The sequence below is a fragment of the Micromonospora sp. NPDC047730 genome (genome assembly GCF_043204765.1).
Taxonomy (GTDB): Bacteria; Actinomycetota; Actinomycetes; order Mycobacteriales; family Micromonosporaceae; genus Micromonospora.
Map to the genome: position 1 here is coordinate 275213 of NZ_JBIDCU010000005.1, position 13221 is coordinate 288433.

At 66.3% G+C, this 13221-nt stretch carries 14 protein-coding genes and 1 other RNA gene; 9 read left to right on the forward strand and 6 right to left on the reverse strand.

Annotated elements, in window-relative coordinates; genetic code table 11:
- Window positions 1–116 precede the first annotated feature (116 nt).
- Window positions 117–512, reverse strand: coding sequence for a transcriptional regulator (locus tag ACGF5G_RS15315; protein WP_151453817.1), 396 nt, complete (start codon window positions 510–512; stop codon window positions 117–119).
- Window positions 513–648: 136 nt separating this feature from the next.
- Between ACGF5G_RS15315 and ACGF5G_RS15320 the strand changes: the two genes are divergently transcribed.
- The gene (locus ACGF5G_RS15320) at window positions 649–1491 is read left to right on the forward strand and encodes a GntR family transcriptional regulator (RefSeq protein WP_393263073.1); all 843 of its coding nucleotides are present in this window, start codon (window positions 649–651) and stop codon (window positions 1489–1491) included.
- The gene (locus ACGF5G_RS15325) at window positions 1488–2177 is read left to right on the forward strand and encodes an HAD family hydrolase (RefSeq protein WP_393263074.1); all 690 of its coding nucleotides are present in this window, start codon (window positions 1488–1490) and stop codon (window positions 2175–2177) included. Before ACGF5G_RS15320 ends, ACGF5G_RS15325 begins: the two co-directional genes overlap by 4 nt.
- 104 nt (window positions 2178–2281) lie before the next feature.
- On the opposite strand, the gene ACGF5G_RS15330 is transcribed toward ACGF5G_RS15325, so the two are convergent.
- The gene (locus tag ACGF5G_RS15330; protein WP_028189453.1) at window positions 2282–2476 is read right to left on the reverse strand and encodes an AlpA family transcriptional regulator; all 195 of its coding nucleotides are present in this window, start codon (window positions 2474–2476) and stop codon (window positions 2282–2284) included.
- A 290-nt stretch (window positions 2477–2766) separates the two neighbouring features.
- Here ACGF5G_RS15330 and ACGF5G_RS15335 point away from each other — a divergent pair, with 290 nt between their 5' ends.
- The 5 genes from ACGF5G_RS15335 to ACGF5G_RS15355 all read left to right on the forward strand — a co-directional run bounded on the left by ACGF5G_RS15335 (window position 2767) and on the right by ACGF5G_RS15355 (window position 6891).
- Window positions 2767–2949, forward strand: a complete 183-nt coding sequence (locus tag ACGF5G_RS15335) for a hypothetical protein (protein WP_250100970.1) — start codon at window positions 2767–2769, stop codon at window positions 2947–2949.
- A gap of 81 nt (window positions 2950–3030) precedes the next feature.
- Window positions 3031–3270, forward strand: coding sequence for a hypothetical protein (locus ACGF5G_RS15340; protein ID WP_393263077.1), 240 nt, complete (start codon window positions 3031–3033; stop codon window positions 3268–3270).
- A 188-nt stretch (window positions 3271–3458) separates the two neighbouring features.
- Complete coding sequence (locus tag ACGF5G_RS15345; protein ID WP_393263320.1) at window positions 3459–4562, forward strand: ABC-three component system protein; 1104 nt, start codon at window positions 3459–3461, stop codon at window positions 4560–4562.
- Complete coding sequence (locus ACGF5G_RS15350; RefSeq protein ID WP_308220779.1) at window positions 4559–5038, forward strand: ABC-three component system middle component 2; 480 nt, start codon at window positions 4559–4561, stop codon at window positions 5036–5038. Before ACGF5G_RS15345 ends, ACGF5G_RS15350 begins: the two co-directional genes overlap by 4 nt.
- Entirely contained in the window at window positions 5038–6891 is a 1854-nt protein-coding gene (locus tag ACGF5G_RS15355) for an AAA family ATPase (protein ID WP_393263079.1), read from the forward strand. Before ACGF5G_RS15350 ends, ACGF5G_RS15355 begins: the two co-directional genes overlap by 1 nt.
- Window positions 6892–7092: 201 nt before the next feature.
- Here ACGF5G_RS15355 and ACGF5G_RS15360 read toward each other — a convergent pair whose 3' ends face one another.
- Both ACGF5G_RS15360 and rnpB read right to left on the reverse strand, forming a co-directional pair.
- Window positions 7093–7572, reverse strand: a complete 480-nt coding sequence (locus tag ACGF5G_RS15360) for an Imm1 family immunity protein (RefSeq protein ID WP_250100965.1) — start codon at window positions 7570–7572, stop codon at window positions 7093–7095.
- 726 nt (window positions 7573–8298) lie between these two features.
- Window positions 8299–8712, reverse strand: an RNA gene (gene rnpB / locus ACGF5G_RS15365) — RNase P RNA component class A.
- A 128-nt stretch (window positions 8713–8840) separates the two neighbouring features.
- Between rnpB and ACGF5G_RS15370 the strand changes: the two genes are divergently transcribed.
- The gene (locus tag ACGF5G_RS15370) at window positions 8841–9602 is read left to right on the forward strand and encodes a sulfite exporter TauE/SafE family protein (protein ID WP_393263081.1); all 762 of its coding nucleotides are present in this window, start codon (window positions 8841–8843) and stop codon (window positions 9600–9602) included.
- A 67-nt stretch (window positions 9603–9669) separates the two neighbouring features.
- Here the strand turns inward: ACGF5G_RS15370 and ACGF5G_RS15375 are convergent, their stop codons facing one another.
- Window positions 9670–10902 carry an MFS transporter gene (locus tag ACGF5G_RS15375; RefSeq protein ID WP_393263082.1) on the reverse strand — a complete coding sequence of 411 codons (1233 nt, stop codon included), beginning with the start codon at window positions 10900–10902 and terminating at the stop codon, window positions 9670–9672.
- Between the two features lie 53 nt (window positions 10903–10955).
- Here ACGF5G_RS15375 and ACGF5G_RS15380 point away from each other — a divergent pair, with 53 nt between their 5' ends.
- Complete coding sequence (locus tag ACGF5G_RS15380; protein ID WP_393263084.1) at window positions 10956–11426, forward strand: MarR family winged helix-turn-helix transcriptional regulator; 471 nt, start codon at window positions 10956–10958, stop codon at window positions 11424–11426.
- Window positions 11427–11539: 113 nt separating this feature from the next.
- Here ACGF5G_RS15380 and mctP read toward each other — a convergent pair whose 3' ends face one another.
- The gene (mctP, locus tag ACGF5G_RS15385; protein WP_393263086.1) at window positions 11540–13195 is read right to left on the reverse strand and encodes a monocarboxylate uptake permease MctP; all 1656 of its coding nucleotides are present in this window, start codon (window positions 13193–13195) and stop codon (window positions 11540–11542) included.
- Window positions 13196–13221: the final 26 nt, after the last annotated feature.

Genomic DNA, 13221 nt, shown 5'->3' on the forward strand with positions numbered 1-13221 from the left:
AGCCCGACGCCTACCCTTGGACACGTCACTACCTCTCTCGACAGAGCAGGGGGAAGAGACAGAGGGCGGGGCTGCCGTCCGCCAAGACCTGACAGCCCCGCCCCCACCAGATGCGGCTACGCCGCCGCCTTACCGGCCACGCCCGCCGGGGCACGCATCCCGGTCGCCCGCAGCGAGTACGCCATCCGACCGTTGTTCGACACGTACGGCGTGACCGTCATGCCCTCGAACTCCACCGCCTCGAACGGGGCACCCGTCGGCGGAACAGGCTGGTAGTCCGCCGAGATCTTCACCGTCGTCTCCCGCGACCGCTTGCCAAGCTCCGGGTCCAGGTCCATCACGCGGACCTGCCACACCCGCTGGCCGGTCAACTTGTCCTTCGCCGGGCTACGCCGGCCGGTCTTCTCGTCGTAGTCCTCCACCTCACCCAGCGACTCGGGCACCAACGCGCACCCCGCCGGGAACACGTCCTCACAACGCACGGCGAACCTCGTACCGCCACGCAGAGCCATAGCTCAACCTCCTGACTTCACCTGACTGTCCTGACTAGTCAGGTGGTGTGGATCAAAGGTAGGCCGGCTTGGCTAGTCATGTCAACGACAGTGTCGAAACTTTCCTAGCCTGGCTAGTCAGCGGTACCGTCCCTTCATGGCTCTTGACCCAGACGACCCGCGCACGCCGTCGCAACAGATCGCGGCCACACTTCGCGCAGAGATCAAGACAGGGAAGTTCGCACCGGGCGAGAAGTTGCCGTCACAACACGACCTCGTCGAGCGGTTCAGCGTCGCCCGCGAGACGATCAAAGCTGCCCTACGGAAGCTGCAAGATGAACGCCTGATCGTCACCCGTCAGGGCAGCGGCACCTTCGTCCGCGCCAACACGGAACGCCCGGTCGGACTCCGGCCGCACATCGAACGAGCGTTCGAGGCCACGAACGTCACGATCGACTTCGCCGGCTTCTCCGGAGAGACGATGTACAACGCGATCCAGGAGACCTTGGACAAGGTCCGCATCGGGCGCCTCACCCCGGAGTCCATCCGGGTACGGGTCCTGATCTCCGACATGACCGCACCGATGGCGATCCCCTGCCGCGCCGAGGACCAGGCCGACGACCCCGGCATCCGCGCCCGAGCCCGCCGCATCACCGACCGCTCGATTCACGCACTCACCGACGCCGTCCAGGAACTTGCCGACCTCGGGTTGGTCAAGACCGCCACCACCGAGGTACGCGTCCACAGGGCCGCCCCGCTGTTCAAGCTCTTCATCATCAACGAGCAGGAAGCGTTCTTCGGCTTCTACCCGGTGGTTGAGCACACCGTCTCCGTCGAGGGCAAGCCGATGGCGATCTACGACGCGATGGGCAAGGACGCGATCCTCTTCCCGTTCACGCCCAGCGACGAGGACAGCAGCAATGACGCCCTCTACGTCGAGCAGGCCCGCGCCTGGTTCGACAGCATGTGGGGCACCATCGCCCGCGAGTACGCCTCGTGACCGCCCCCGACGTCGCCAAGGTGATCGACCGCGCCCGCGTGATCCTGCTCGACTTCGACGGCCCCGTGTGCAGCATCTTCGCCCAGCACTCCGCGTCGACCGTCGCCCATGCGTTGCGCCGGCTGCTCGTCGACCAGGCCGTCACCCTGCCGCCCGAGATCCTGGCCGAACGCGACCCGCTCGCCGTGCTCCGCTTCACCGCCACCCTTGGGCGCCCCACCGTCGTCCGCCTGGTCGACGAGGCCATGACCCGCGAGGAAGTCACCGCGGCCCGCACCGCCGAACCGACCCCGTACGGCCGGGAAGTCATCGTCGCCGCCCAGCAGACCGGCCGCCGAGTCGCCGTGGTGTCCAACAACTCCGCCGACTCCGTCCACGCCTACCTGAGCGCCCGCCGACTCACCTCGTACGTGCACCCGGTCATCGGCCGCCCCGAGGCCGCACCCGAGCGGATGAAGCCGGACCCGTTCCCGGTGCTGGCAGCCGTGCGTGAGCTGGGCGCGGAGCCGGCGGAATGCGTCCTGGTCGGTGACTCGGTCAGCGACATCGAGGCCGCCCACGCCGCCGGGGTCGCCGCCGTCGGGTACGCCAACAAGCCCGGCAAGCGCGAGCGGTTCGCCGCCGCCGATGTCGTCATCGACAGCATGGCCGAACTGGTGACCGCCTTCGCCGTCGACGAGCTGTAGCACCACAACACCGCACACGAGCGCCCCGGGAGATCGTCACCGGGGCGTTTCTCGTGCCGTCAGTTCACCCCCTGGCCCGGGGTCGCGGTGCAGCCGCCCTGGAGCTAGTCCAGGTCCCCACGCTTGGCAGCGATCCACGCTTCAACGTCTTCGGCAAGCCAGACGTTGCCCATCTGGAGCGTGGCTACAGGCTCCGGGAAGTCGCGCCGGTTGGTGATCTGATAAACGCGCTGGCGCGAGACGCCACCGAGCATGGTCCGGATCTCCCCCGAACCCACCAGTCGCAGCTTCTTGCCCATGACACTGACGCTAGGCACACGCCGACTAGGCGTGAGTCAAGTTGATGGACACCTAGTTAGCGCCGCCGCTAGTCGCTTACCCTTTACGCATGACTAGGTTCAAGTGGTTCCAACGCCCCGGCCAGCCTGTCGACTACGTAGCCGGTGAGCCAGCCCCATCCAGGTATGGCCGGGAGCCGCAGAGATGGACTGGTCGCGCCGCCGTCCCCGCACCAGAGCCTCCCCTGATGACCAAGGCAGGACTTTGGCGCTCCAGGAGCACCTCGACGCGCCTCAACCAGAGGTAGGCCATGTCGATCCCGCAGCGGCAGCCAGAGCCCCCGTTCCTCGTCCTGATGGCCGGCAACGTCATCGACTTCCACAACCGCGCCACCTGCCGGCAGTGCTCCGACGACGGATGCCCACGCCTGTCGGCGGCCGGCGAGACCCTACGCGCCTGGCGAGACAGGAAGAGCCGCCGTGAAAGCCGGTGACGTGCTGCTCATAACCGATGCTGCAGCCCGCCCAGCCCTGTCCCTCAGTTGGCCTTGGCGACTCCGCGCACACAACGCCCGATGGCTGTGACCCTCCCAAAGGCCGGGGACGTCGTTCACCTCACCCGAGCCGCGAGCGTGCAGTTCATCAACCCCATCATGTTTCGCGTCATACGCGTACTCGACTGGCCAACCTACGACCGCTGGACATGGCTCGACGGCTACGAACTCGACCACAGGGGAGACGCCGCCGCCCGCCGCAGCGTCTTCGTGCAGAGGGAGGGGCTGCAAGTCATGCACGCCGGAAAACTTGACCGGTGACCACAGTGAGGCTAGGCCCGATCTTCCAGGTCCGAAGGTCACGCAGCCAGACATGCTGCCCCGCATGCCCTCTTCACCGTTGGTCGACGGCCTCAGCTTGGACTTCTACACGAGGCGCTTGATCCGCTACCCTGTGTGGACCCGCGAGAGAGATCACATGTCCAGACATACGGGGGTGCCTGGTGTCGATGGCTGAGGCGCGACCGGCGGCAGAAGAGCCCGAGGTCGCTCCGACGACCGGGTCCCGCACCCGCGTAATGACCGTCGCCGACGTACTCGCGGGACGCCGGCTGACACCACGGCAGATAATCTTCACTTACGAGCCGAACCAGTGGGAAGAGTTCGTCGAGGAATGGGTCGCCACATTAACGCCTAAGTACGCCAAGGTAGAGCGTATGGGCGGCGCCAACGACCACGGCGTCGACGTTGCAGCATTTGTCACGAGCCGAGGCTATGAAGGCGAGTGGGACTGCTTCCAGTGCAAGCACTACAGCAAGCCCCTTGCCCCGCGGGACGCATACATCGAGATAGCAAAGATTCTAAAGGGCGTAATCGAAAGGCATTACATTCTTCCCCGGAAATATCGATTTGTAGCCCCACGGGGGTGCGGCACACCACTGAGCAACAAGCTAAACCACCCTGGCCTACTCCAAGCTGGTTTCATAACGCACCTTGACCAAAATGCCGCATTACTGCCAGGTCTAGACCCCGCCATGACGGCGAAAATCCGAGCAGCCGCCGAGACGACCGATTTCAGCATCTTCAACACACAGGATCTAAAAGAGGTGCTCAGCGACCTAGCGGGGACACCGGTCTACATCAGGGAGTTCGGTGGCGGCCTTCCGCCGCGACCGGCCGCGCCCCCGCCCCCTGCCGATCCTCACCCAAGTGAAACCCGCTACCTTGAACAACTTTTGGATGTGCACCGCGAAAGGTACGGCGACGCGATCTCTTCCACTGCCGACGCGTTGCAACACCCTGAGGCGAGTCGCCATATCCGCCGACAGAGAGTCGCCTTTTACAGCGCCGAGGCCCTCCGAACGTTTTCCCGTGACAGCGTGCCAGGTGAAACTTTTGACAGCCTTCAAAACGAGGTTTACGAAGGCGTGATCGAGATTCATGATGGGAACCATGAATCGGGCTATGATCGCCTGGGCGCGGTCCTTCAGGCCTCGATGGACTTGGAGATCACGTCGAATGCCCTGATCACGGTTGCAACAACCGTAGACCGGAAGGGCATGTGCCACCAGCTAGCCAATGACGAAAAGCTCAGGTGGTGCAGGCGCACATGAGAGGCCCACTCAATAGCCCAGTCGAGGTCGGACTACGAGCCGTGATCATCTTAACGGCAACATATCCCCGAACTCTCGACGTCGACACGTTAGTTCTGCTCGACCATAGCCTTGTCCACAGCGGTGACTTGGGCGGCCCGACAAGCATCCACCCGGACCTTCCCATGCGATCAGGCGAGATCGGCATTAAAAGGGCAATACTAGAGGACGGACTACTACTCATGATGAGGGCCGGCATGGTAGACCTTGTGATGAGTACAGACGGGATGGGGTACAGAGCTGCAGACAACGCTGCGGCATTCGTCGGTGTCCTTGAGTCCTCGTATGTGACGCGACTCGTCGAAACAGCCCAGTGGATTGCCGAAGAATTCGCTTACGATACACACGCAGAGATGCGCCAAAGAATGCGTGCAACACTCGGGCGCTGGGTTGAAGAATTTGATAGTCACCCGCCTATAACCAGCGAGGTTCAGTGATGGCTGGGATGACTCTTACTCACCTGACGTTTGTAGGGAAAGACGCCGAACCGGCAACCGTCGACTTCAGCCCCGGCCTTACCGTAATCTACGGCGCATCAGACACCGGCAAGTCGTTCATAGTCGATGCTATCGATTTCGCGATGGGAAGTTCCCAACTACGACCGATCCGCGAGGCAGAGCCTTACTCCTCGGTTCTCCTCGGCCTGAGGGTGGATGAAGAAGACTTAACTTTAGTCCGATCACTATCCGGTGGAACCGTAAGGGTCTACAACACTCTCCTAAAGGAAATCCCCCAGTCTCCGCCGACAGTTGAACTCAAGGCCAAACACACTAAGGGCCAGAGGAACACAGTATCGGCGTTCCTCCTCGACCGCATTGGGCTGCACGGCAAAGTTTTGCGCAAGAACGCACAGAACCAAGTAGTGGAACTCACGCTGCGCAAGCTAGCCCCACTCTTCGTAGTCCACGAAGGACAGATGGTGGCTCTGACGCCGCCATATCACACCGCAAGCAGAACCGACGCCACGACCGAGCTTTCGCTCCTACGCGTGATGCTCGAAGGCGAAGACGACTCTAACTTAGAGGCCGCAGTATCCGACGATGTTCGCAAGGTTAGTAAAGGCAAGCATGAAGTTCTACAGCAGGTCCTTAGTGCGCTTTATCGCTCTGTAGAAGGATCAGCGTCAGTTGCAGAGCTTCACAGGCAGAACGAAGCACTCAGCCGAACCATCGCCGAATTAACTCCAACGTTAGAGGACGTACTCGTCAGGCGTGACAGCTTGATTCGTGCTCAGAATGAACTTGCCGACGATCAGCGGTCGCTGGAACACCGGATCGGCCAGATGAAGGAAGTCACCGCACGCTTCGGACTTCTGAGTCAGCAGTATCAATCCGACTTAGCGCGGCTGGAGGCAATCCAGGAAGCGGGCAACGTCCTCGGCTTCTTCCAATCCGACGTCTGCATATTTTGTGGCGCATCTACTGAGCATCAAATTCCGCCAAGCCATGCCGTAGCTGAAGCCGAAAAATTCGCGGAGGCAATTGCGGCGGAACAGCAGAAGACCAGCGATCTGCTAACTGATCTACAGCTCACTCTGGACGATCTAGCCAGTCAGGTAGAAATTGCGCAAGCTGCTGCGACAGAGGCAGCCCAGCGCACTGAAGTTGCCCGTGCCGCAGTGGTAGCCCTCGAAGGGGAGATCGGTCCAACACAACAGGAGTTAGCCTCCGCATACGCTAAGCAGTCACAGGTCAATCACATGCTCGCTACCTACGAACAAATCGAGGAGATCGAGCGGCTGGCCTCCACCTTCGCAGTACTTGGCGAACCGGAAGACGTTGTTCCAGCGAAAAAGTGGCCTAGCCCAGCGTCGCTGCAGGCCCTCGCGGAAATCATCCGACAACTGCTGGACAAATGGGGCGTCGAAACGAACGGAACCGTTGCATTCGACGTCGAGCGCGACGATCTTCTCGTAGATAACCGCCCGCGTCATACACGCGGAAAAGGCATGCGTTCTGTGATCCATGCCGGCTTCACTCTCGCGCTTTCGGAATACTGCCGGCAACACGGCCTACCGCACCCCGGCTTCACCGTGCTCGACTCGCCACTTGTAACCTACCGGCAGCCGGAGGCGGCCGAAGCCGAAAACAAGAGCGCGAACGAAGAGGAGTATGTAAGCTCCGATGTCGCTGCGGCGTTCTACCGCTACCTCGACAGCGAAGTTGCGGCTCAGACGATCGTCATCGAAAACACCACGCCACCCGCACAGCTCTCTAAAGCAGCACTTGTGCACCGGTTCACCAAGCAGAAGAGTCTGGGCCGGTACGGCTTTTTCCCACCCATCAGCTAGCAGTAATCTGTCTAGTCCCACCACATGCTTGACGAATCCGTCCCAGGACATACTTGACGGTCGGCCTTGATTACTGGGAGAACTCCGGTCGCATGCTGCGACAACCGAGCAACGGCGGCAGGCGGCGACCTACCGATGAGTTAATGTTGGCGCGCGGCTCCAAACGCTGGTGGGCCTGGGCCATCGGCTGACGTGTCCGGCTCAGTCGTGGCGGTGGCCGTTCAGGTCGCCGCGTGCCCAGCGGACTCGTTCCGGCCGGTCGCCGGCGTCCCCGTAGCAGAACTCTTCCACGGCTAGACGAATCTGGGGTATGGGCAGCGTGCTGCGCGGGATGTGGATCAGTCCGGCGTCGGGGTTCGCCACGACCTGGGGGTCGACCTTCGGTGGTCTTGGATTGTCGGTCAGCCAGACGTGCTCATAGATGCCGCCGCGTCTCGGGCTGCTGGAGTCGACGCACCACATCAAGGCTCCGTAGCCAGCCGTCTTGTTGACCGCGACGGCGAGCCAGGTGTCCGACGCCAGATCGTCGTAACTGACTGGCCGGTCGGCGATGCCGAACCAGGCAAGATCGTCAGACGGGAGCCGGTCCATCGTGAGCGCAACCAGTCGAGCCTTCTCCTCCAACGTCGTCGCGTGGCGCCAGGGCTCATCGAACACGCGACTGCTCACCGACAGAATCACGCCCGACACCGTAGCGATCCGGCCAGGCCCCTCGGAAGGTAGGACCACGCCCGTCTGCCGGGATGCGCGCACTATCGCGGATCGTGAGGGCTTCCGTAGGGCTTTGAGGATCATGTCAAGCATCTGGTGGGACGCAGGTGTCAAGCATCAGCCGGGACACGACACAGCTAGCAGTAATCGGCCTGCCGAATTGCTCTCTTTTGGATCAAGGCACCGCGCTCCGCGCGGTGCGGGGCGGCAAGCCCGGCCGGCGGCAAGCCGCCCCGGCCGCCTGCGGCGCCGGGGCGGGAAGCCACCGACGGCCGCCGGGACACCGCCCCACCACACTCAGGAACCAGCCCCAGCGAGGCCGTGACGGAAGCCGGCGGGTCGGCCTGGTCGAGTGGTCAGGGCTTCCGGCTGCCGCGCCAGTCCAACCCCGGGACTGGCTTGCCACCGGGTCACCGGGGCGCGGTACCAGCTCCACCGCCAGGACGTGCCCGCCCCTTCCCCGCAGCTGCCGGCCCTACTTCGTAATCACCGGCGCCGACCCCGGAAATGCCCTCACGACGGCACAGCTCGCCCGACCCCAGCCGCCGTCCACTGAACCCGCACTCAGGGCGTCTCCAGGGCGTCAGGGCGTCCTCAGGGCGTCAAACGCCGGCCAAAGTTGACCAAGGACGACCATCGACGCCCGCACATAGAACCAGCTCAGAGCCTTGATCGGGGCTCTGAGCTGGTGGGCGACGGACGAGTCGACCTGTACGCCGGATTCTGTGACCGGCACGCGCCCGAAGGCACGCGCCGGCGGCGGCCATCCATCTCGGCCTACCGTCGCCGGCAGGCTCCAGCGGCCTACCCGCAGACATCGGGCGGGCAGCCCTCAAGCGTCTGCGCGGGTCGTCATCCTGCGATGACAACCCTTTCTTGGCCTTGCTCCGGGTGGGGTTTACCGAGCCACCCCGGTCACCCGGGGTGCTGGTGGGCTCTTACCCCACCGTTTCACCCTTACCGTCCCCGATGGGGTCGGCGGTCTGTTTTCTGTGGCACTGTCCCGCGGGTCACCCCGGGTTGCCGTTAGCAACCACCCTGCCCTGTGGAGTCCGGACGTTCCTCGGCGGCGGGCCGGAAGCCCGCCGACGCGACCGCCCGGTCGACTCGTCCGTCGCGCACTCATCCTAACGACGCGCGCCCCGCGTCTATTGCCACCCCTTCCGGGAATAGGCGTCCACCACCCCGGGACACAGCGACCGGCGGCCGGGCAGGGGACGTAATAGCCTCTGGGGACCATGGACCTCTCCGACGTCGCGCTGCTGCTCACCGCCGGTCTCGCCGCGGGCACGGTCAACGCGGTGGCCGGCGGGGGCTCGCTCATCACGTTCCCGGCGATGATCGCCGTGGGCCTGCCGCCGGTGCCGGCGAACGTGAGCAACTCGGTGGCCGTCTTCCCCGGGTACGTGGCGAGCGTGGCGGGCAGCCGGCAGGACCTGCCGCGCGGGCGGGCGCTGGCCACGCTCGTGCCGACCACGATCGTCGGCACGGTCGCCGGCGCGCTGCTGCTGCTGGCCACCCCGGCCAGGGCGTTCGAGCTGGTCGTGCCCTTCCTGGTGCTCGGGGCGACGGCGGTGCTCGCCTTCCAGGACCCGCTGCGCCGGCTGGTCGGGCATCCGCGCGACCTGTCGCCGCGCCGCCGTACGGTCAGCGTGCAGGCCATGGTCGCGGTCGGCGCGGTATACGGCGGCTACTTCGGCGCGGCGCTCGGGGTGATGCTGGTCGCCGGCCTGGCCCTGGTGCTGGACGCGACGCTGGCCCGGGTCAGCGCGATCAAGAACCTGCTCTCCGCCGCGGTCGGGTTGACCACGCTCGTGGTGTTCGCGCTGTTCGGCCCGGTGAACTGGGCGGCGGTCGCGCTGGTCGCCCCGGCGACGCTGGTCGGCGGGTACGCCGGCGCCCGGATCGTCCGCCGGCTGCCGCCGGTGGTGCTCAAGACCCTGATCGTGGTCTTCGGCTCGGTGATCGGCCTCTACCTGCTCTCGCGCGCCCTGCGCTGACCCGGCGCTGCGGGAGCGGCGAGACCCTCGGGGCGGCCCCGGGCCAGCGCGGGACAGGGACGCCGGTTCAGTACGCCTCGCCGACCGGCTCCTCCGGCGCACGCTCGGCGTCGGCGGCGGCCCGGTTCCAGCGGGACCAGAGCACCCGCTCGCCGTGGCCGGCGGCCATTGCGTGCGCGCAGCCGAGATACACCAGCGCGCCGGCCGCGAGCACCGCGGAGCCGACCCAGAACGGCAGGGCGAGGGAGTGCTCGGCGAGCTTGCCGGAGAGGATCGGCGCGGGCGCGGCGGCGCCCCAGCGGACCAGGTTGAACGCGCCGGTGGCGAGCCGCCGGTCGCCGCCGCCCAGGCCGAGCGCCAGGTCGGTGAGGTTGGCGTTGGCCAGCCCCATGAACAGGCCGGAGACGACGAGCACCACCAGCGACTGCGCGGTGCTGCCCGAGGTGGCGAAGAGGACCATGCAGACCAGCAGGCCGGCGATCGCGACGCCGACGGTCTGCACGGCGCCGATCCGGTGCGCGAGCCGGTGGCCGAGCAGCAGGATGCCGACGGCCAGGCCGATGCCCCAGCCGGTGAAGGCGAGTCCGAGCGGGATGACGTCCAGGTGCAGGAACAGCGGTGTGTAGCCGAGGACGACGAAGAAGACGAAGTTGTAGGCGGCGGTGACGACGCAGAGCGCGACGAACGCCGGCCGCCGGTAGGTGGCGAAGATCTGGCCCACCCGTACGGGCGGCTGCCGGTCTGCCGGCTCGCGGAGCCGGCGGGCGGCGACGGCGAGCGCGAGGACCATGAAGACGCCGCAGACGAAGAACGGCAGCCGCCAGCTGACCTCGCCGAGCAGGCCGCCGAGCAGCGGGCCGACGGCGAAGCCGAGGCCGAGCGCGGTCTCGAAGAGCCCGACCACCCACTCCCGGTCGACGGCGAGGCTGACCAGCACCACCATGGCCGTGGCGAAGAACATCGCGTTGCCCAGCCCCCAGAAGCCGCGCAGCACGGAGAGCTGCACGATGTCGCCGCTGAACGAGGCGAGGATCGCGGCGACGCCGACGATCGAGACCCCGGCGACGAGGACGGGCTTGAAGCCGAACCGGCCGCTGGCCAGCGTGGCGGGGATCATGCCGAGGGCCATCACCGCGATGTACGCGGTGAAGAGCAGCTCCACCTGCCAGTGGGTGACGCCGATGGCCTCGCCGATGGCGGGCAGGATCGGGTCGACGACGGCGATGCCGGAGATGGCGAGGAAGGCCACCAGCACGGTGGCGTAGATGGCACTGCGGTTCGGTTCGGAACGCCGATCCACTCCGCCTCCCAGATAGCTGTATAGTACAGGTAATTTCCCTGTACTATACAGCCATGACGGACGACCGGACGACGGAGAGCGAGGACGACGTCCTCGGCCGGATCGAGACCGAGGTGGCGCTGCTGATGCGGCTCGGCGAGGCCACCCGGCGGGGCACCGGCAACGCCGAGCACCGGCTGCTCGACCGCGCGGCGTACGTCATCCTGCGCCACCTGGACCGCGCCGGCCCGCAGAACGTCTCCGCGCTCGCCGCCCGGCTCGAACTCGACGGCTCCACCGTCACCCGGCAGGTCTCGGCGATGCAGCGCGACGGGCTGATCGTGCGCGAGCCCGACCCCGCCGACGGGCGCGGCACCGTGGTCTCCCCCACCCCGATCGGCCTGCAACGCGTGGCCGCCGTCCGGGCCGCCCGCGCCCGGCTCTACGGCACCATCCTCGCCGACTGGCGCCCCGAGGACCGGCGGACCCTGGCCGAGATGCTGCACCGGCTCAACCAGTCCCTGGAGTCCCGCCCCCGCCGCTGAGCGGGCGGTGCCCGCCGCGTCGGCACCTGGGCACCCGCCGCGCGCCTTGCACCCGGAGGCGCGTCGCCCCCGGGCCGGTCACGACCCGGGGGCGAACGGGCTGCGCGAGCCGCTCAGGCGACCGGTTCCGGGGCGGCGTCGGCGTCCCGGCGCCCACCTGGCACGACCCGCGGGTCGCCCTCGTCGGCGAAGTAGTCGTCCGGCGTGGTGCCGTCGCCGCCGTCGCGCACCTTCGCCGCCCGCAGCACCACCGTCAGCAGCGCCGCCACCGCCAGGTTGACCAGCACGGCCACGATCCCGACGTAGATCGTCTTCGGGGTGTCGAAGCCGAAGTCGGCCAGCGGGAACGCCGAGCCGCCGAAGTGCCTGCGCCCGGTGGCCGCGTTGGGGATCTGGTAGAGCATCCACATGCCCAGCCCCATGCCGGCGACCCAGCCGGCGACGAGCGCGCCCCGGTGGAACCAGCGGGTGTAGAGGCCCAGCGCCACCGCCGGCAGCGTCTGGAGGATGATCACGCCGCCGATGAGCTGGAGGTCGATGGAGAACTGCGGGTCGAGGAAGACGATGCAGGCCACCGCCCCGACCTTCACCACCAGCGAGGTGATCTTCGATACGTTCGCCTCCTGGGCCGGGGAGGCGTCCCGCTTCAGGTACTCCTTGTAGATGTTGCGGGTGAACAGGTTCGCCGCCGCGATCGACATGATCGCCGCCGGCACCAGCGCGCCGATCCCGATGGCCGCGTACGCGACGCCCGCGAACCAGTCGGGGAACTGCTGGTCGAACAGGACCGGCACCACGGTGTTGCTGTCCACGCTCCCTTCCTTCGCCCCGGGCAGCGGCTTCACCCCGGCCGCGATGGCCATGAAGCCGAGCAGCGCGATCAACCCGAGCAGCAGGCTGTACGCGGGCAGCGCCGACATGTTCCGCTTGATGACGCCCCGGTTCCGGCTGGCCAGCACGCCGGTGATGCTGTGCGGGTAGAGGAACAGCGCCAGCGCCGAGCCGAACGCCAGCGTGACGTACTGGAGCTGGTTGTTGGCGCCCAGCAGCACCCCGTCGTTCGGGTTCGGCGACGCGTCGAACTTCGCGTCGGCGGCGTCGAAGATCTCGCCCCAGCCACCGAGCTTGTACGGCAGCCAGATGACCGCCACCAGGATCACGATGTAGATCAACGTGTCCTTGACGAACGCGATCAGCGCGGGGGCACGCAGCCCGGACTGGTAGGTGTACGCGGCCAGGATCGCGAACGCGACGATGATCGGCAGGTGCCGGGCCAGGGCGCTCTCGCCGGTGACCCCCATCGTCTTGAGCACCGCCTCGATACCGACCAGTTGCAGCGCGATGTAGGGCATCGTGGCCACGATGCCGGTGATCGCCACCAGCAGCGCCAGCACCGGGGAGTCGAACCGGCTGCGGACGAAGTCCGCCGGGGTGACGAAGCCGTGCCGGTGCGAGACGGACCAGAGCCGGCACAGCACCAGGAACACCAGCGGATAGATCACGATGGTGTACGGAACGGCGAAGAACCCGGCCGCGCCGGCCCCGAACATCAGCGCCGGCACCGCCACGAAGGTGTACGCCGTGTAGAGGTCACCGCCGACCAGGAACCAGGTGATCCAGCCGCCGAAGTTGCGCCCGCCCAGCCCCCACTCGTCGAGGTGGGCCATGTCCTTCGGGGCGCGCCACCGGGCGGCCACGAACCCCATCCCGCTGACCAGCAGGAACAGCAACGAGAAGACGATGATCTCGGTGAGGTGGTCCCGCCACATCAGCGCACCACCTTCGTTCGCGACTG